Annotated in this window: 17 protein-coding genes, 1 tRNA gene and 1 pseudogene; 16 read left to right on the top strand and 3 right to left on the bottom strand. The window is 39.7% G+C overall.

The window, feature by feature from the left end:
- Positions 1 to 7 precede the first annotated feature (7 nt).
- Positions 8 to 1,024 carry an EF-P beta-lysylation protein EpmB gene (epmB, locus tag B3X18_RS10800; protein ID WP_005015001.1) on the bottom strand — a complete coding sequence of 339 codons (1,017 nt, stop codon included), beginning with the start codon at positions 1,022 to 1,024 and terminating at the stop codon, positions 8 to 10.
- A 70-nt stretch (positions 1,025 to 1,094) separates the two neighbouring features.
- Here epmB and efp point away from each other — a divergent pair, with 70 nt between their 5' ends.
- From efp to B3X18_RS10765, 7 genes are all read left to right on the top strand, one after another.
- A complete protein-coding gene (efp, locus tag B3X18_RS10795) occupies positions 1,095 to 1,664 on the top strand; it encodes an elongation factor P (RefSeq protein WP_005015000.1) in 570 nt (189 codons plus the stop codon).
- A gap of 180 nt (positions 1,665 to 1,844) precedes the next feature.
- A complete protein-coding gene (locus B3X18_RS10790) occupies positions 1,845 to 3,950 on the top strand; it encodes a carbon starvation CstA family protein (protein WP_286935576.1) in 2,106 nt (701 codons plus the stop codon).
- A complete protein-coding gene (locus B3X18_RS10785; RefSeq protein ID WP_005014997.1) occupies positions 3,950 to 4,252 on the top strand; it encodes a YbdD/YjiX family protein in 303 nt (100 codons plus the stop codon). Before B3X18_RS10790 ends, B3X18_RS10785 begins: the two co-directional genes overlap by 1 nt.
- A gap of 79 nt (positions 4,253 to 4,331) precedes the next feature.
- On the top strand, positions 4,332 to 5,291 hold the full coding sequence (locus B3X18_RS10780) for an AAA family ATPase (protein WP_005025356.1): 960 nt from the start codon (positions 4,332 to 4,334) through the stop codon (positions 5,289 to 5,291).
- 11 nt (positions 5,292 to 5,302) lie between these two features.
- Positions 5,303 to 6,211, top strand: a complete 909-nt coding sequence (locus tag B3X18_RS10775; protein ID WP_005025358.1) for a DUF58 domain-containing protein — start codon at positions 5,303 to 5,305, stop codon at positions 6,209 to 6,211.
- Between the two features lie 2 nt (positions 6,212 to 6,213).
- Complete coding sequence (locus B3X18_RS10770) at positions 6,214 to 8,220, top strand: transglutaminaseTgpA domain-containing protein (RefSeq protein WP_034670490.1); 2,007 nt, start codon at positions 6,214 to 6,216, stop codon at positions 8,218 to 8,220.
- Between the two features lie 25 nt (positions 8,221 to 8,245).
- Positions 8,246 to 8,322, top strand: a tRNA-Val gene (locus B3X18_RS10765).
- Between the two features lie 155 nt (positions 8,323 to 8,477).
- On the opposite strand, the gene B3X18_RS10760 is transcribed toward B3X18_RS10765, so the two are convergent.
- Positions 8,478 to 8,915 (bottom strand): META domain-containing protein, encoded by a 438-nt coding sequence (locus B3X18_RS10760; protein ID WP_005025362.1) that lies wholly within the window; start codon positions 8,913 to 8,915, stop codon positions 8,478 to 8,480.
- A gap of 551 nt (positions 8,916 to 9,466) precedes the next feature.
- Here B3X18_RS10760 and B3X18_RS10755 point away from each other — a divergent pair.
- Positions 9,467 to 9,679 carry a hypothetical protein gene (locus B3X18_RS10755; RefSeq protein WP_005405128.1) on the top strand — a complete coding sequence of 71 codons (213 nt, stop codon included), beginning with the start codon at positions 9,467 to 9,469 and terminating at the stop codon, positions 9,677 to 9,679.
- Positions 9,680 to 10,618: 939 nt separating this feature from the next.
- Positions 10,619 to 10,756 (top strand): annotated as a pseudogene (locus B3X18_RS10750) (KGG domain-containing protein); the annotation flags it as partial.
- Between the two features lie 137 nt (positions 10,757 to 10,893).
- On the opposite strand, the gene B3X18_RS10745 reads toward B3X18_RS10750, so the two are convergent.
- On the bottom strand, positions 10,894 to 12,348 hold the full coding sequence (locus B3X18_RS10745) for a SulP family inorganic anion transporter (protein ID WP_005406140.1): 1,455 nt from the start codon (positions 12,346 to 12,348) through the stop codon (positions 10,894 to 10,896).
- A gap of 328 nt (positions 12,349 to 12,676) precedes the next feature.
- Here B3X18_RS10745 and B3X18_RS10740 point away from each other — a divergent pair, with 328 nt between their 5' ends.
- The 7 genes from B3X18_RS10740 to B3X18_RS10710 all read left to right on the top strand — a co-directional run.
- Positions 12,677 to 12,898 (top strand): hypothetical protein, encoded by a 222-nt coding sequence (locus tag B3X18_RS10740; RefSeq protein WP_005406029.1) that lies wholly within the window; start codon positions 12,677 to 12,679, stop codon positions 12,896 to 12,898.
- 481 nt (positions 12,899 to 13,379) lie between these two features.
- Complete coding sequence (locus B3X18_RS10735) at positions 13,380 to 14,699, top strand: NCS2 family permease (protein ID WP_286935573.1); 1,320 nt, start codon at positions 13,380 to 13,382, stop codon at positions 14,697 to 14,699.
- A 73-nt stretch (positions 14,700 to 14,772) separates the two neighbouring features.
- On the top strand, positions 14,773 to 15,771 hold the full coding sequence (locus B3X18_RS10730) for an adenosine deaminase (protein WP_005025370.1): 999 nt from the start codon (positions 14,773 to 14,775) through the stop codon (positions 15,769 to 15,771).
- Between the two features lie 142 nt (positions 15,772 to 15,913).
- Positions 15,914 to 16,669 (top strand): HAD-IIB family hydrolase, encoded by a 756-nt coding sequence (locus tag B3X18_RS10725; protein WP_005025372.1) that lies wholly within the window; start codon positions 15,914 to 15,916, stop codon positions 16,667 to 16,669.
- Positions 16,670 to 16,683: 14 nt separating this feature from the next.
- On the top strand, positions 16,684 to 17,895 hold the full coding sequence (locus B3X18_RS10720; RefSeq protein ID WP_005406055.1) for a glycosyl transferase: 1,212 nt from the start codon (positions 16,684 to 16,686) through the stop codon (positions 17,893 to 17,895).
- A 103-nt stretch (positions 17,896 to 17,998) separates the two neighbouring features.
- Positions 17,999 to 18,379 carry a hypothetical protein gene (locus tag B3X18_RS10715; protein ID WP_005025378.1) on the top strand — a complete coding sequence of 127 codons (381 nt, stop codon included), beginning with the start codon at positions 17,999 to 18,001 and terminating at the stop codon, positions 18,377 to 18,379.
- 61 nt (positions 18,380 to 18,440) lie between these two features.
- Positions 18,441 to 18,746 (top strand): ribonuclease HII (locus tag B3X18_RS10710; protein ID WP_286935603.1); only part of this gene is annotated, 306 nt, incomplete at its 3' end.

The following is an 18,746-nucleotide window of genomic DNA, read 5'->3' as shown; positions in this document are numbered from 1 at the left end:
TAGAAACTCAAATTGTTATAGTCCCAAACAGCGGTGTTTTATTCTTCTCACCTGCAATCTCCCTAACCAGTTTAGGTACTAAATAACCTGGCAGACTTGCTAGGACCTCTTTATAAACTTCATCAATCTTTGAAGAGGGCAAGTCAAAGTGATGGGCCCCCTTAACTTTATCCAGCACATGTAAATAATAAGGCATAACCCGTGCCTCGAACAGTCTATAACTTAAATTGATTAATACTTCCGCTGAATCATTAATACCCTTAAGTAAAACGGCCTGATTGAGCACAGTGACCTGACGACGTGCCAGTTCATGCAATTTTGAACAGGTGAAGTCATCGAGTTCTGAAGCATGGTTAGAGTGTACCACCAGTATAATACGTAGCCTACTGTTTTCCAAAAGAGAAATTAACTCATGATCAATACGGTCTGGAATCACAATCGGCACACGTGAATGTATTCTAAGCGTATCAATCTGGGGAATAGACTCAAGCCTTTCCAGCCATAAGCCGAGTTTACGGTTGGATAAAGTCAGTGGATCACCACCACTTAAAATAATTTCATGAACCTCAGGTTGACTTAAAATATAATTTTTAATTGCTGGCCAGTCTTCATTTTTAGGTAAATTTTCCTGATAGGGGAAGTGACGTCGAAAGCAGTAGCGGCAATGAACTGCACAGGCACCTGTTAAAGTAAGCAGGAAACGTGTTTTATATTTATGCAAAACACCAGGTAAGAGATTGGCTGCCTCTTCACCTAAAGGATCAGTAACAAATCCTGGAAAATCCTCTAGTTCAAGATGATGTGGCAAGACTTGCAGCAAAAGAGGATCAAGAGGGTCACCAATGCACATTTTTGCAACAAATGCGCGCGGTACGCGTAATTTAAACTTTTCAGAAGCCAGAACTGCCCCTGATAATAACTGTTCGGGTGAAAGCTGAAGCGCGTGTAACAATTCTAGCGGGTCAGTAATTAGGTCACTGAGTTGTGATTGCCAGTTTTGCTCTTGATATAAATAGTTTATCATGCCACACGTTAAAAATAATGCTAGTCTAGCATTAATAGATTTAAGTTAGTAAGTTTGGAGCGTGCCAGTCATGGCCAATTATTCTACAAATGATTTCAAATCAGGCCTCAAGGTTATGCTTGATGGCAACCCATGTTCAATCATGGAAAACGAATACGTAAAACCGGGTAAGGGGCAGGCGTTTAACCGCGTTAAACTGCGTAACCTGAAAACGGGCAAAGTATTAGAAAAAACATTCAAGTCAGGTGATTCACTCGAAGGCGCCGATATTGTAGAAGTAGAAATGAACTACTTGTACAACGATGGTGAAATGTGGCATTTCATGGACCCTGAATCTTTTGAACAGATTGCTGCTGATAAAAACGCTATGGGCGATGCAGCAAAATGGTTAAAAGATGATTCAAATGAAACCTGTACAATTATGCTGTTTAATGGTGTACCTTTAAACGTAAGTGCACCAAACTTCGTAACCTTAAAGATTATTGAAACTGATCCGGGTGTACGTGGTGATACCTCTGGTGGTGGCGGTAAGCCGGCAAAACTGGAAACTGGTGCAGTAGTACGTGTTCCATTATTTGTACAGCAAGAAGAAAGTGTTCGTGTAGATACCCGTACTGGTGAATACTTAGAACGTGCATAATGGTTTAAAAATAGACTATTATCAAAAGGGATGATCATGATCATCCCTTTTTTAATGCCAAAGTATTAGATGAAAACAAAAAGATGAGGAGTAGAGTCAAAAAAGGAAATTTGCAAAGGGAAAGTAGCACGATGAATAACAATAACTAACCTGCTTAAATAATTGAAATACGAGGTCAAGATGGAATCAATTCAAACTAAGTCATCCCCCTTTTCAAAATTGATCTGGGTGATTGTAGCAATTATCGGGGCAATATCTTTCGGGATACTTGCTGTCAGTCGTGGTGAACATGTTAATGCAGTCTGGTTAGTGCTTGCTGCTGCCTGTGTCTATAGTATTGCTTACCGTTTTTATAGCCTGTTTATAGCCAACAAGGTGTTTGAGCTTAATGCCAGACGGCTCACTCCAGCTTATCGGATGACCGATGGCCTGGATTATGTCCCAACCAATAAATATGTACTTTTTGGCCATCATTTTGCTGCAATTGCCGGTGCGGGACCTTTGGTAGGACCGATTCTGGCAGCCCAGATGGGGTACTTGCCCGGAACGATCTGGTTGCTGGCTGGTGTAGTACTGGCCGGTGCTGTACAGGATTTTCTGGTCCTGTTTATTTCTACCCGGCGTGATGGACGCTCACTGGGGGAAATGGCAAAACAGGAGCTTGGATCTTTTGCCGGTGTGATTGTGATGCTGGGTGCACTTGGGGTGATGATTATCATTTTGGCAGTACTGGCACTGGTCGTAGTCAAGGCTTTAACGAATAGCCCTTGGGGGGTATTCAGTATTGCAGCTACTATTCCTATTGCAATTTTCATGGGCATTTACATGCGCTATATACGCCCGGGCAAGATTGCAGAAGTCTCAGTGATTGGTTTCATTCTGATGATGCTAGCCATTGTGTATGGAGGAAATATTGCTGCACATCCATACTGGGGGCCATTTTTTACACTTTCAGGTACACAGTTGACCTGGTGTCTGATTATTTATGGTTTTGTGGCTTCAGTACTCCCAGTATGGCTGTTGCTTGCACCACGTGACTATCTATCGACCTTCTTGAAAATTGGGGTAATTGTCGGGCTGGCTATTGGTATTATTTTTGCCTTGCCAGAACTAAAAATGCCAGCTGTAACACACTTTATTGATGGTACTGGGCCTGTATTTGCCGGTTCGCTCTTTCCATTTCTGTTTATTACTATTGCCTGTGGTGCAATTTCAGGTTTTCACGCGCTCGTTTCTTCAGGTACCACACCAAAGCTGGTTGAAAATGAAGTTCATATCCGCATGATTGGTTATGGCGGTATGTTGATGGAATCTTTTGTTGCAATTATGGCAATGATCTGTGCAACGGTACTGGAACCAGGAGTATATTTTGCAATTAATGCTCCTGCTGCTGTTTTGGGCACAACAGTTGAAAGTGCAGCAGAAGCTGTACGTAATCTGGGCTTTGTTGTGACACCCGAAGCATTAGCACTGCTCGCAAAAGAGGTAGGAGAAACTACGATTTTGTCCCGTACAGGGGGAGCGCCAACATTTGCAATTGGTATGGCTCATATTATTTCCGAAATCTTTAACAGCCGTGCCATGATGTCATTCTGGTATCATTTCGCTATTCTGTTTGAGGCTTTATTCATCCTGACAGCAGTCGATGCCGGTACACGTGCCTGCCGTTTTATGGTACAGGATACAGTAGGTATTGTAATTCCGGCTGTAAAACAGTCTCATAATTTCTTTGGAAACCTGCTGGGGACTGCGGTAGCTGTAGCCGGTTGGGGGTTCTTTGTATATCAGGGCGTTGTCGATCCGCTAGGCGGTATTAACAGCTTGTGGCCATTATTTGGTATTGGTAACCAGATTCTGGCAGCAATGGCACTAATCTTAGGTACAGTCATCCTTTTCAAAATGAAGAAAGAAAAATATGTTTGGGTCACGATTTTGCCTACTATTTTCCTTTTCATCACTGCAATGACAGCAGGCTGGCAAAAAATCTTCCATGAAAATCCGAAAATTGGTTTCTTGGCGCAGGCTAATCGCTTCTCTGATGCAATTGCTCGTAATGAGATACTGGCTCCGGCAAAAAGTATTGCTGAGATGCAGATGATTGTCATGTCGAATCAGATTAATGCCGTCCTCTGCGGTTTCTTTATGATTGTGGCAATTGTGATGGTCATTGCATCTATCCGTGTAGTACGTCGTGCTTTGGCTAGCCCAACACCGACAGTAAATAAAGCACCCGCGGTATATCGTGATGAGACAGCGCCTGTAACTTCGATCAGAGGAGAGTCTTAATGAAATTGAAGCTTGCAAAAAATAGTACGACTGTTCTGGCAAAGATAATCAAGTTTACACTTTTGTCGCAAAAGCATCTGATTTTCTCTCCAAAGAACTGGTCACGTATCGCGACTTTATGGCAACGTTTGCAACAAAGTTTTCGCCTGATGGTAGGGGTGCCTGATTATCAGACTTATTTAGAACACATGAAACAGCACCATCCAGATCTTGAAGCAATGGACGCTAAAACATTTTATCGCCACTGTGTAGATTCACGTTATCCATCGGCAGGTGGAGATTTAAAAAAATGTCCATGTTAGTAATAATTTAGTAACTTAGAAAAACATAAAAACGGTGTATGTTAAATATACACCGTTTTTTTATTCAGGAAGGAAGGGGATGTGGGGAACCAACAGGCTTCAAAAGAATGAAAAAGATCAACAGAATAAAAAACTAGCCAGGCAGATAGGAGAGTATGCCTCACAAATAGACAGCTTTTTACAGCAGATCAATACCATTATTCTGGATAAACCGCAGCAAACCAAATTGGCCTTAAGTTGTTTGCTAGCAGGTGGGCATGTCCTGTTTGAAGACTTGCCCGGATTAGGTAAAACTACTTTATCGAGTGCATTAGCGCATATTGCCGGTTTAAGATTTCAGCGTATACAGTTTACCAATGACATGTTGGCCAGTGATGTAATTGGAATTAATATATTTAATCAGGCTGAACATATTTTTGAGTTTAAACCAGGCCCGGTTTTTACCCAGATTTTACTGGCTGATGAGATTAACCGTTGTAGTCCGAAAACACAGAGTGCCTTGCTGGAGGCTATGGAGGAAGGTTGTGTCACGGTAGACGGTGTCCGACATGCTTTACCTCAGCCATTTTGGGTGATTGCTACACAAAACCCTTTATTCCAGAGTGGAACTTATGCCTTGCCAGAGTCCCAGCTGGACCGTTTTTTAATGCGATTATCCTTGGGCTATCCATCGCGCCAGGCAGAAAGGATTCTGTTACAACAGGACTCGCGTCAGGCATTAATATCAACAATTGAGCATGTCTTTAGCCAGCAGGATATTCTGAATCTTCAACAACTGGCACGTAATATTTATTTAAGTGATGTAGTGCTGGATTATATTCTGGATTTGGCTGAAATGACCCGTAAAGGCCGACATGGGTTATCTACCCGCGGAATATTGGCCTTAAAAAAAGCTACGCAGGCCTATGCTCTATTAGAAAAGCGCAGTTATGCGACTACAGATGATGTACAGGCCGTATTTAATGCTGTGGTTTCTCATCGTCTCGGAACAACTGATGCAGAAAGCTATAAGCTTCTGCAAAGTGTGGCGGTTAGTTAGGAGCACACCATTTGCAGAAACATATCCAAGGCTGGCTTGCCAAGCGTTTCCGGATTGATGGGCAAAGAACCCTCAAGCAGCGGGATATACTGGTCTTTATGTATCAGCAGGGTTACCTGTATTTGGTTCTCATACTGATTACTTTTATTGCCGGCGTTAACTATGCCAATAACCTGATACTGGGTTTCTGCTTTTTAATCAGTGCTGTACTTTGTATCAGTTTTTATCTTGCTTTTAAACAGTTGCATCAACTCAAAATAGAAGTGATCGTGCCTGAAGTCGGCCGGGTAGGCCAAGCCATGCAAATAGAGATTATTTTTTATCAGGAGCGAGAGATTGTACGTTATTTAAACCTGTATTATGCAAAGCAAATCATTCCAGTTCTAGTACAGCATAAACAGCAGCGTTTTCATTTACTGGTGTGGCCAGAAGAACGCGGACCATTACATTTACAGCGCCTACAGATATATTCTACTTATCCTTTCGGATTGGTTCGTGCCTGGACCTATCTTTATCTGGAGCAAATGAGCTGGATTGCTCCCCAGGCTTTAGATTTTAAAGCTGAGAATGCTGCACAAAATGCATTAAAACAGGCACAGGATATGGATGAATTTCAAGAACTACGTGATTTTAAAACGGGTAACTCTTACCATGCGGTGTCATGGAAGCAGGCTGCTCGAGGTCAGGGCCTCTATATCAAGGTATTTGAAAGCTATCCCGAGCAGAATAAGATAGAAATTTGCTATGAGCATATGCCAAGTTCAGAGCATGAGGAAAAACTGAGTTTAATGATGGGGCTGGTAGATCAATGCGAACAGCAACAATGCCCTTATCGTTTGGTTTTACCACAGGACGAGCTGGCCACCGGATCAGGTGAGGCTCAATTTCAGAAAGCACAAAAATTACTGGCGCAGGCTTAACCATGTTAAATCGACCTGTTCATGGCGCCATGCTGCTGGCTCTCGGGCTGATCTGGCTGGCACAACTGGCTTTCACTCCTATAATGAACAGCCTTCTATTTGCTTGTGTAATAATAAGCTTGGCATGGCAATATCATAAAAATCTCCATAAAAAACAATCTAAAATTTTTCAGGTCATTTTTGTTCTATTCAGCTTTGCTGCGATTTACTGGCAGTATCGGAGTTTCATCGGTGTAGAAGCAGGGGTAACACTATTAGCAGTTGGCCTGTATGGTAAAGCTTTAGAGACTCGAACTCGGCGTGATTATCTAATTATTTTTAACTTTGCACTATTTGTAAGCGCCAGCCTGTTCCTTTACAGCCAAAACATCGGGATGGCTATCCTGATCTTATGTTCACTCATCAGCTGCTTGATCGGGCTGTACCGGATTCAGATAAGTGATTTTCAACAAGAGCAGGTTAAAGGCCGTTTAAGAAAGGACTTTCAGCATGTAACTAAGCTGATTCTGTATGCCATACCATTTTTTATAGTACTATTTATTTTTTTCCCACGGTTGCCTCCACTCTGGTCAGTACCATTACAGACCGATCGTGCCACCACCGGCATAAGTGACCGGATGTCACCAGGAGATATCGCCCAGATTTCTCAATCCAGTGCGCTGGCATTCCGGATTTTAGGCAATATACAGAAACTACCTGAGCGTGAGCAGCTGTACTGGCGCGCGATGGTGCTGGATGAATTTGATGGACGGACTTGGACTAGCCATTTTATTAATCAGCAACCTAAGACATTGCCATCTCTTCATATAACTGACGGGCTAGATTACCAGTATCTGCCTGCTGACTCACAACAGCAATGGGTAATATCGCTTGAAAAGTCTATTCCTTTACAGGCGAACTTCCAGTTACATCAAGACTGGAGTATTACTCCAACCCGTCCAAATCAGGGTGCACAGCCCATTCGACTGCAATGGTTGGGACAGTCAGCTCAGACGGTAGCACCCCAGTATTCGGATACAGTTCAGGCTATAAACCTGAAAGTACCGAGTAGCACTGATCCCCGGACCCGGCAGTTAGCCAGCAATTTATTTAAACAGAGTAATCAGCAACCTGCCCGGTATGTAGAGAATGTATTGAACTGGTATCGTCGCAATGGCTTTGTCTATACTTTAAGTCCAGGCCGTCTCGGGCAAGACAGAATAGATGAATTCCTGTTTAAGTCCCGGCAGGGTTTCTGTGAGCATTATGCAGGTAGTTTTACAATGTTGATGCGCTATGCCGGTATTCCTGCTCGGGTAGTAGTCGGGTATCAGGGAGGACAACCGGCTCCAGATGGACAAAGCTGGGAGGTGCGACAGATGGATGCTCATGCGTGGTCGGAAGTCTATTTAAATGGCCAGTGGCATCGGGTTGATGCAACAGCTGCGGTAGCACCAGAACGGGTAGGGTCGGGCATGCAGGACTATCTGGAACAGGAGCCTTCTACACTAGGCAATAATCACCGTTCTGGCTTGCAATATCAACAGTTTGCCTTGCTTAAAAATATTCGGGTATGGAGTGATTATGCTTCCTATCAATGGCAAAGCAAGGTCGTAGGATATGATACTGATAAACAAAAAAACTGGCTTGCACGTTTAGGTTTAAAATCTATTTATAGCTATATTCTGATTTTATTTATTAGTATTGTGATGCTGGTTCTAATCTACTTGTTGATACAGTATCGTCAAAATCTACAAAAAATGACCCCTTATGAACGTTCTATAAGAAAATTTACTAAAAATCTTCCCGTTGAACTGCATAAGTACTCTTATGAGACTTTTCAACAGTGGATGATAAGATTGGCTCAATACAGTAATGACACAAGTTCTTTTTATGAACTAGCTCAACTTGACCAGAAAATTCGGTTCATGCAACAGGACACGCCAGAGAATCTTAAAATGTTTAAGAAATTGCTTAAAGACTGTGCATTTGCTTTAAAGCTGAATAAAAAAAACTTGTCAGAAAAATAAAAAATGCATATGATGCAAAACACTTAGGCGTATAGCTCAGTTGGTTAGAGCGCTACGTTGACATCGTAGAGGTCTCCAGTTCGAGTCTGGATATGCCTACCAAATATGACACCTTATGGTGTAAAGGTTTCAAGGAAATACAAGTACTTGAAGCCTTTTTTAATATCTGGCATTCATAAAATAAAATGTTTTTAATTTTATATGCGCTGTCATAGATATAGAACGTAAAAAAGTCCTCATAGTGAGGACTTTTTATATTAACGCTGAGTTTTAAATTCAAGCACTGTATTCTTGTTGCTGTCCATCAGTTTTAGCTCAGTTTCACTCACCTTATATTGAGTAACCTGATTCAAAGCATTAGTAAATTTATCTGGTAAATTTGTAGGGCTTAAACAAGCTCTTCGTGTTTTGGCTATTTCTGAGAAAGTAATTTGTGTACCTTTCACTGCATAGCCTCCCATAAGACGGTTACAGCCATCAGTTCCGCTAAGTTGAGTATTATCAAAAATTAAACTTGGAACATCAGATTGCTGAGGATCAGCCTTATATTTTACATCATTGATCTGAGTTACTATCCATGTCTTGTTTTGTAATAAAGCCAAGTTGCGGTCAGTAGATGGGTTGTTCATAGTAGCACAACCGGCAAAAGCTAAAGTGGATGCAATGCTAGAGGCTATAAAAAGTTGTTTTATCAATTTTTTCTCCTATAAAACTTTAAATTATATTTTTAGATTAACTACTACAGCATAGAACAAATTTAACTAAGTACAGAGGTAAATTACTTTTTATCAATACTTTATTAATAAAAATAACATAGATAATATTTTTTATATAAGAAGTTAATAAAATTATATTATTAAATTTGAAAGATTTATAATTTTAAAAAATTAAAAGATAAATAATAAGATTTTCTTTAAAAATATTAAAATTAAATTCTAATTAAAAAATGGAAAAATTATTTATCTATGAATATAAATTATATAGTTATTATATTCTTTATTACCAAATTAAAAAAATTTTTTGATCATAAAAACCTATAATTATTTCTAATAAGCTTGTTATTTTGGAAAGCTGTGCTAAGATATAAAACTTAATGAAGGCAAACCTCATACGATGCCACTCCCATTTTTCAAGATTTTCTTGAGATTTTGTAGTTATTAAAATTAAAACAATTTTATTTTAATCAAATAATTGTTCGAAAACTGCTCTAAAGAGTTTACTAAAGTTTATTGTATTGGTGTATATATTGAAATATCCAAATTTTCGTACCGCGAAATCTATCGACGGTGATATTATTCATGTTCAGATTATAGCTTCAGAAAGAAAACAAAATATTTCTGGCGGCTTTAAATGGGTAAAAGTAGGTGAAAAAGTTCTACTTGATTCCGGAAGAGAGATTAATTTTAATCTAGATGGCCAAAGCTTTTATGTTGCGCCTAATCAGATGTACCGGTTATAAATATTAAGCTCACTTTAGTGGGCTTTTTTATTTGCTAAGAATTGATAATTTCAATAAATTATAAATTTTTAGAAGAGGAATAATACGAATTAATGTAAAGAATTTAAAATTAGAAAAATTTAGTTTCTAGAAAGCAGAAGCATAAAGAGAGTAGATTAATTAAATGGGTAAGATAAAATTAAAATTAGACTTAAACTTTATTTGAAAAATTAACCATTTAAGCAAATTCAGTTTTTTTAAATTTTTACTATTGGGCTAATTGCTTAATTTATATGCGAATATTAATTAAATTATACTAACTATAACATGTATTAACACTTATTCTTAAAGATGTAACTCTATTTGAGTTTAAGTTTGGTTAAAATTATTTCCACTATATTAACAATTGTACAAAAGAATAAAGCTACTCTAGAGGCCTGTTTTCAACCCCAGAAAACAGGTCTTTTTTTATAAAAATTATTCTGGAGTTATGAGTTCATATGATGTTTAAAATAAAGTAAAAAATTATTTAAATGTAAACTTATAATAATTAAAAACAGGTAGAATATACATTAAAATAAATGAAGCATTGATATTAAAGTAGTTATAAGTATGTCTAAATTTATATCCCAGAAGAATGATTATATAAGTATATTGAAGTCACACCTATGAATACCTAACTCAAATGCTTTAAATAAAACTCATCCTTAGTTATAACAAAACTTATTGCTGGCTCCCTTATAGTAAAGATGTTCGTTTGATAACGACCAACCTGAAACCAACTCAATATTTGTTATGAGGTGTGAAATGGCTAATCAAGATAATAAACGCGACAATAACCAGCGCCAGCAACAGGGCAGCAATAATCAGCAACAGCAAAGTGGCAGTAATAATCAGAAACAGCAAGGTGGTGGCGGCCAAAATAGTCGTCAGCAAAGTCAACAAAGTGGCAATAACAGCTCAGGACGCGGCTTTGCTAGTATGGATGCAGATAAACAGCGCGAAATCGCTAGTAAAGGCGGTAAAGCAGCCCATGAAAGTGGTAATGCACATGAGTTTACCTCAGAGGAAGCTCGTGAAGCAGGCTCACAAAGCCACAAAAATGATAGATAATTATCAAGGACTTTAATTTTATTAAGAAGTCTTTAGATAATTTTCTAAAAGGAGAGGGTTGCTTGGAGCAACCCTTTTTTTGTACTTCTGATATATAATTTGGTATGAATCGGATGAGGGTGTCAGATCTTGGCGTGAGTTCCATATTTATCGATCATGATTGAACTTGCTTCATTTAAGCCAATCACTTCACAGGAAGTGCCGCGCTCGGTAAATTTTTTGATGACGGAATCCAGCATAGCTACAGAGGTTACATCCCAAATATGGGAATGGGTAAGATCAATAATTACTTTTTCCACCTGTTCATTAAAATTAAAACTCTGGTAAAAACGTTCGGATGAACTGAAAAAAATCTGCCCCACCAAGCTGTAAATTCGGACACCTTCCTTCAAAGTAGATTCAACTCGAATATCATTTTCCAGTTTGTTGGCTAAAAACAGTGCAGAAAGCAATACACCAGTCAGTACGCCCAAAGCCAGGTTATGAGTGGCAACTACGACCACCACAGTTGCGATCATTACACTGTTGCTACTCTTCGGGTTTTTATGAAACTGTATGACTGATTGCCAGTTAAATGTGCTAATTGAAACCATAATCATGACTGCCACTAAAGCTGCCATTGGTATCAACTTAAGCCAGTCACTGATAAATACCACCAGAATTAAAAGAAATATCCCTGCACAGAAAGTCGATAAACGTTGTCGACCGCCAGATTTCACATTAATCATTGACTGTCCAATCATGGCACAGCCAGCCATACCCCCCATAAAGCCGGTAACAATATTTGCAATACCTTGTCCTTTACATTCTTGATGCTTATCACTTGAAGTATCAGTCATTTCATCCACAATACTGGCAGTCATCATTGACTCTAAAAGGCCTACTGCAGCCAGAGCAATAGAATAAGGCAAAATAATTCTGAGCGTTTCAAAGTTAAGCGGAATGTCTGGTATAAGAAATACGGGCAGACTATCAGGTAAAGTACCCATATCGCCTACAGTACGTATATCACTATTCAACCAGATTGAAAGCAGGCTAATCACGACAATACACACCAACGGGGAAGGTAACCAGCTGCCAAGTCTTGGAACATAGGGAAATAGATAGATAATACTGAGGCCTACAGCAACAAATAGATAAACCTGCCAGCTGACATTGATGAGTTCAGGTAATTGAGCCATAAAAATTAAAATGGCGAGGGCATTTACAAATCCAATCACCACAGATTTAGATACAAAACGCATCAGCTTGGCCAGTTTGAGGTAACCAGCCAGTATCTGGATGATGCCAGTCAGTATGGTAGCCGCAAGTAGATACTGTAATCCATGCTCTTTAACCAGAGTAACCATAACTAAAGCCATAGCTCCAGTTGCAGCTGAAATCATGGCAGGTCTGCCCCCTACAATGGCAATTACTATTGCCATAGAAAATGAAGCATATAAACCGACTTGCGGATCGACTCCGGCAATAATTGAAAAGGCAATTGCCTCGGGAATAAGTGCCAGACCTACTACCAGTCCAGCCAGCACATCAGCACGAATGTTTGAAAACCACTGTTCACGGAAAGAAGACAACATAAAGAAAGCCCGTATTTTTATTGGAACAGGCGAGTGAGGTGACAATATTGTGAAAAAGACATAATTACGCCACACCACTAACCTTTAATATAGCAATGAGAAATTACTTCTAGGAAATGAGTAATCAGGGTGGCGTAAGAAACATAGAAAATAGTAAGAAGGTTTAGATTATAGGGCACCGAGAATAACACGTTTCAAGTTCTTAGAAAATTGGTGCTGATCTTATCGGCCATAGTGTTAAAAGAAATTCAGTTTTAAAATGCATGAAGCATTACGCTTTTGATAAAATTACATCAAGATTTTTTGATAACAACTAAAGATAAGAGATATGAAAACAGTTATAACGGTAATCGCAGCAGTTACAGTCGTCTCGGTAGGCTATATAACCTATCATAGTATCCAGCAAAAACGTCAGCAGGAGATCAAGCAGGTCATCCAGGAAGCACAGAGCTCTTTAGAGCAGGCTCAGCACAACCCGCATCATCTCGAACGGAGTACTTTCCCGGTGTTTGATACTGCAGGGAAATCCGTTCAGACTGAAAAAATGTAGAGATTTTTATACGTTTTTGGGGTTAACGGGAAAGAAAATAAAAAACTTGCAAGTTTATTTAAAATTAAGCGCCTGATTTTAAATATTTTAAAAACAGTAAGTGTTCCAAATTAATCTAAGAAGATTAAACCTGATAATCAAAAATAAAATCAGTGTGTTATAATCTGGCCGAAAAAATTTAGCGGGTAGATTTAAGTTCGCACTTTTTTCTACAGGTTAGATGAAAAAGCTGCATAAGATGATGCAGCTTTTTTGTTTGCCTCGCCTATTAGTGGCACTCATCAAGTGTTTAGTAAGTTTGGGCTCAGGTGCAGCTTGAAGATGGGAAGTAATTAGGATGGCATAGGTCTTGCTGTTTTATCCAGAATTACTTGCACAATATCTGATTTTGATGCATTTAAATTTTATAGCAGTGTGGTGATTTGAGGCTTTTCAGGCCGAGGATTCAATCGCAAAGATCTTAATTCTCAGGGGCGATGTAATGACAACTCCCAATACCTCAGCCGGTATGCTTGAGCGCTTGTTCAAGCTCAGCGAAAATAAAACCAGTTTTAGAACAGAAGTTCTAGCAGGTGTAACCACATTCTTGACAATGTGTTACATCATTATTGTTAATCCAATGATTTTATCCGAAACCGGAATGGATCATGGAGCTGTCTTTGTCGCAACCTGTCTTGCAGCCGCAATTGGCTGTCTGGTTATGGGAATTGTGGCCAATTATCCAATTGCCCTTGCACCAGGTATGGGACTAAATGCCTATTTTACTTATTCAGTGTGTTTAGGGATGGGGGTGCCTTGGCAAACGGCACTAGCTGCGGTATTTGTTTCAGGTCTGGTATTTATTGCTATCAGTATGTTCAAAATCCGTGAGGCAATCGTCAATGCCATTCCCATGTCATTAAAACTGGCGATTGGCGGCGGTATTGGGCTGTTTTTAGCCTTGGTCGCGCTTAAGAATGCCGGCATTATTGTAGATAATCCGGCTACTTTGGTGGGACTGGGCGATATCAAACAGCCAACAGTTTTACTGGCCCTGTTAGGTTTCTTTCTTATTGTGATCATGCACCATTTTAAGGTCCGTGGTGCAATCATTCTCAGTATTCTGGTCGTAACTGCAATTGCAACTGCTTTAGGCCTGAATGAATTTAAAGGTATAGTAGGCGCAGTGCCATCATTGGCTCCAACATTGTTACAAATGGACTTTGAGGGCCTGTTTACGGCCAGTCTGGTAGGGGTGATTTTTGTATTCTTCCTGGTTGACCTGTTTGATTCCACCGGTACTCTTGTAGGGGTTTCTCATCGTGCTGGCCTGCTTAAAGATGGCAAGTTACCACGCTTGAAGAAAGCATTATTTGCTGACTCTACTGCCATTGTAGCTGGGGCCGCACTAGGCACCTCATCCACTACGCCCTATATTGAATCTGCATCGGGTGTGGCTGCAGGCAGCCGTACTGGGTTAACTGCTGTTGTCGTCGGTTTTATGTTTCTGGCGTGCTTGTTCCTGGCACCGTTAGCCCAGTCTGTACCGGGTTTCGCGACAGCGCCGGCTTTATTGTTTGTCGGGGTATTAATGATCCAGGGTATTACCCATATTGAATGGGATGATATTACTGAAGCGGTTCCTGCTTTCCTGACTATCGTTTTCATGCCTTTTACCTATTCAATTGCTGATGGTATTGCTATGGGCTTTATCAGCTATGCACTGGTGAAGCTTTTTACAGGCAAAGCAAGTACGGTTCCTTACATGGTATGGATCATTGCCGTGTTATGGGTAATCAAATTTGTTGCTTTTGGTGGCTAATTTTTATACATCATTCAGAGTGTAAACGGAAGTTTGCACCCTTTTTATTTATTGCGAATTCCAAGGAGAGACCATGAGTCATACTGAACTCATTCGTGCTTTACCTAAAGCTGAACTGCATGTACATATTGAAGGGACGTTTGAGCCTGAACTCATGTTTGAAATTGCACAGCGTAATCAGATTGATATTCCTTATAAGTCTGTAGAAGAGGTAAGACAGGCATATAATTTCCATAACCTGCAGTCATTTCTTGATATTTATTATGCAGGGGCAAATGTACTCATTCATGAACAGGATTTCTATGACCTGGCTTGGGCATATTTTAAAAAATGTGCTGAAGATCATGTAGTACACACTGAAATATTCTTTGACCCGCAAACTCATACAGATCGTGGTATAGCATTTGAAACAGTTCTGAATGGTTTGCAACGAGCCTGTAATGATGCAAAAGCAAAATTAGGTATCAGCTCATACCTTATTATGTGTTTTTTACGCCATTTAAGTGAAGAAGCAGCATTGAAAACTCTGGAGCAGGCACTTCCTTATAAGAATCAGATTATTGCAGTAGGTCTGGATTCAAGTGAAGTCGGCCATCCACCAGCCAAATTTACCCGGGTTTTTGCCAAAGCCCGCGAAGCAGGCTTTCTGGTGGTCGCACATGCGGGTGAAGAAGGTCCACCAGAATATGTTTGGGAGGCTTTAGACCTGTTAAAGGTTAACCGGATTGATCATGGTGTGCGTTCTGAGGAAGATCCGGTTCTCATGCAGCGGCTGATTCAGGAAAAAATGCCTCTTACAGTTTGTCCGCTGAGTAATCTGAAACTTTGTGTAGTGGATGATATGCAGCAGCATAATATTCACCGTCTGTTACAGCAGGGCGTTAAAGTAACAGTAAATTCAGATGATCCATCTTATTTTGGTGGTTATATGAATGATAATTTCTTTGCTATTCAAAAAGCACTGAATTTGTCTAAAGCTGAACTTAAGCAGTTAGCGATTAATTCTTTTGAGGCGGCTTTCATAGACAATATTGAAAAGCAATCATGGATTAAGAAAATTCAGGCTCTGTAATCAAATAAAATGAAATCAATAGGTTTACTCTATGTAGGCCTGTTGATTTATTGTTATAAAAAGTAAGCTGAAAAAAATAGTGATAAAAGCCTTATATGATCAGGAAACAAATGTGCAATTTAACTGATCAATATTATTTATTATGCCTGATTATCTTATTTTTACAGATTTAGATGGAACACTATTAGGCCACGATACTTATACTTATACGGAAAATCTGGAGCTAATCAGACAGCTTAAAAGACGTTACCCTATTATTTTATGCAGCAGTAAAACCGCATTAGAAATTAAAAATTTACAAAAAAAATTAGGTCTAGTAGATATGCCGTTTGTTGCAGAAAACGGGGCATATATATTTTTTAATTCTTTCTATCAGTTTCAGAGTCCGGTCAGGCAGGCAGCCATTACTGAAGCATTACAACAACTCCGTATACAGTACCATTTGAATTTTCAGCTTTTTAGTGAATATACATCCCAGCAGATTGCTGAGTTAACCGGATTAAGCTTAGCTGAATCATGTCAAGCCCTACAACGGCTTTATAGTGAAGTGATTATCTGGGGTAGCAATCCACAATATGAACAGCAAATTATTGCCCGGCACTTGGCCAAAAACTTGCATATAGTACATGGCGGGCGCTTCAGTCATGTATTGAGTACAGCATGTGATAAATCTATAGCAGTACGCTGGCTACAGCAATTTTATCCAGCTGAAGCTGTCCGGATTGGCTTGGGAGACAGTGAGAATGATATTGATATGCTAAAAGCCTGTGAGCATGCTGTGGTTGTAAAGCGTCCTTATAAACCAGTCCTTCAATTTGCGCATAATTCTGTCTACTACACTCAGAAAATGGCTCCAGCAGGGTGGAAAGAAGGTCTTGAATACTTTTTACAACAATAAATGGAGAGAAAATAATGGTCGATTTTGCACAAGAAGGTATGATTACGACGATTCATGATCTAAAGCAGCGCCAGCTGGAAGATTATGAAAATGAATTGCGTGAATTTACTAAATATAGACCGGTTACCTTAGTTTTACCTTCACTTTATTCTGAGCTGGAAAGGCCTGCACTTACTAAAATTGTGCAGGAATTGAAAGAAGCTGATTATATCCAGCAGATTATCATCGGACTGGATCAAGCTAATCCTGAACAATTTAAGCATGCCAAGGAGTTTTTTTCCGAGCTACCTCAGCCGCATACCATTTTATGGAACGACGGACCGCGTTTACAGAAAATCCATCAGCATCTTGAAGAATTAAAAGTTGCACCTTCACAACGTGGAAAGGGCCGTAACGTCTGGTATTGTGCCGGCTATGCGCTAGCTGAAAGTAACAGTAAGGTCGTGGCACTCCATGACTGTGATATCAGTACATATCAGCGTGATATGCTAGTGCGGTTGATTTACCCCATGGTTCATCCACAGTTTAATTTCCAGTTCTCTAAAGGATATTATGCCCGCGTAGCTGAGCATAAAATGAATGGCAGGGTATCCCGTCTGCTGGTTTCTCCACTCTTACTTGCACTCAAGAAAGTCTTTGGTCCACTGGATTATCTGCTTTATCTTTCAGCCTTCCGTTATCCACTTTCAGGCGAAATGGCAATTCATCTGGATGCATTACGTGATTTAAAAGTTTCAGGTGACTGGGGGCTGGAAATTGGAGTTCTTTCTGAAATCTATCGTAATTATTCTACCAAACGGATCTGTCAGGTAGATATTGCTGACCGCTATGAACATAAGCATCAAAATGTAGTGAATTCAAATGGAGAGGGTGGCTTGAAGCGTATGAGCCGTGATATTGCTCTAGCACTTTTTCGTAAACTTGCCACGCTGGGCGTTCCAGTTAGCCTAGATAATATCCGGATTATTCGTGCAACTTATTATCGAAATGCTTTAGATATGATTGATCACTATTATTATGATGCAATAACCAATGGTTTACATTATGACCGGCATAGTGAAGAAAATACGGTTGAACTTTTTGCTCAGAGTATTGTTGAGGCGGGAGAGCAGTTTATGAATTTTCCAAATCAGCAGTCGTTTATTCCAAGCTGGAACCGCGTACATTCAGCTTGTCCAAGTATTTATAAGGATATTAAACAGGCAGTAGCGCTCGATAATATGTGATTTGAAGATTCTTTAGGCAGTTATTTACATTTAACAGTGTTCAGATACTTCATAATCTTTAAAATTGGTCCAAAATTTATATATACACTGATAAAGGATAAACATGAAGAAATCTATATATGTACTGGCACCATTAGCCTTAATTTTATCGGCGTGTACAACTTCAGGAATAGAGCAATCGGCTAATACCACCACAACTACACAGCAATTAGGAGCAGCTGCCATTAAAGTGGCAGTAAATGCAAAATGTAATACTGAACTAAACAACCAGCCCGCTTGGCAAAATATAACTAAGGTAATGACAGCTGAGCAGAAACAGGCAGTTCAGGCAGATATTTGTGGTTGTGTGAGTGATAAGGCTCCACAAAATATAACAACTGTGGATCTGGCTACAGCAGCGATTGATCCGGCTGCACGTACCGCCATCATAACCAATGCAGTCACTAAAACAATTAATGCATGTGTAGCAGAAGTTTTAAATTAAGTTTTTTCAGTATTGAGCAGGATGATACAATCAGCCTGCTTTTTTATGAGTAAATAGTTTGATGAAAATTGCAGGTGTAGATGAAGCAGGGCGTGGACCATTGGTAGGTGCTGTCGTGGCAGCTGCAGTCATTCTCGATCCAGCTCGTCCAATCGAAGGTTTGAATGATTCCAAAAAACTGACAGAAAAAAAACGTGAAAAGCTTTTTGTCGAGATTCAGGAAAAAGCTTTGGCTTGGTGCATTGCAGAAGCAAGCGCTGCTGAAATTGATGAAATAAATATCTTGCAGGATTCATTACTGGCAATGCGTCGTGCTGTGGAAGGTTTATCAATTCAACCGGATCAAGTGCTGGTCGATGGTAATAAA

It is taken from the genome of Acinetobacter sp. UBA6571, assembly GCF_002434085.1.
GTDB classification, from domain to species: Bacteria; Pseudomonadota; Gammaproteobacteria; order Pseudomonadales; family Moraxellaceae; genus Acinetobacter; species Acinetobacter radioresistens.
Note: the sequence above shows the minus strand (reverse complement) of the source record. Positions and strands in the feature narration are given on the sequence as shown.